This is a genomic window from Vibrio sp. 1641, from assembly GCF_033339995.1.
GTDB lineage: Bacteria > Pseudomonadota > Gammaproteobacteria > Enterobacterales > Vibrionaceae > Vibrio > Vibrio alginolyticus.
On the sequence record NZ_JAWOVP010000191.1, the window covers coordinates 1 to 689 of the forward strand.

Below are 689 nucleotides of genomic sequence, written 5' to 3' on the forward strand. Positions count from 1 at the left end.
TGATAGTTTGATTGTGAATCGTGTTAACGATGCGCCAACCATCAAGGTTGATGATGAAGAAAGCATCACTGAAGATGCAGTGAGCACTGATACGGTAGTCGCAACCTTAACGGTTCGCGATACTGACACGCCTGAAGACCAATTAACCGTTTCTTTAGAAAATAACTCAAACGGTTACTTCGTGTTGGTTGGCAATGAAGTCAAGTTGACTCAAGCAGGCGTCGATGCAGTTAACAATGATGAACTTAACCTTAAAGATCTGACTGTCAGCGCGTCAGTGTCGGATGGTGTAAATCCAACGGCTAGCGACAGTGATAGTTTGATTGTGAATCGTGTTAACGATGCACCGACTGTTGAAAATGCCATTGCAGATCAAGAGTTATCGGAAGACTTTGCGACCTACACGATTGATTTAAACGACGCATTTAAAGATAGCGACTCAGCGCTAGAATTCTCAGTGTCTGGCAATAGCAACGTGTTGGTTTCGATTGAAAATGGCATCGCGACCATTTCACCAACAGCAGACTGGAACGGCTCAGAAACCTTAACGTTTACTGCTACCGACCCAAGCGGTGAAAGCGTTAGCCAAACGGTGGACTTTACGGTTGCACCAGTAGTCGACATCAAGGCTGACAGCACAAATGTAGTCGAAGACACACCAACCATAATTAACGTCTTAGGTAACGACA

Annotated in this window: 1 protein-coding gene; it reads left to right on the forward strand. The window is 44.8% G+C overall.

Annotation, left to right across the window (positions count from 1 at the left end):
• The coding region (locus R7Z47_RS24985; RefSeq protein ID WP_318130780.1) for an Ig-like domain-containing protein at positions 1 to 689 on the forward strand (689 nt) is incomplete at both ends.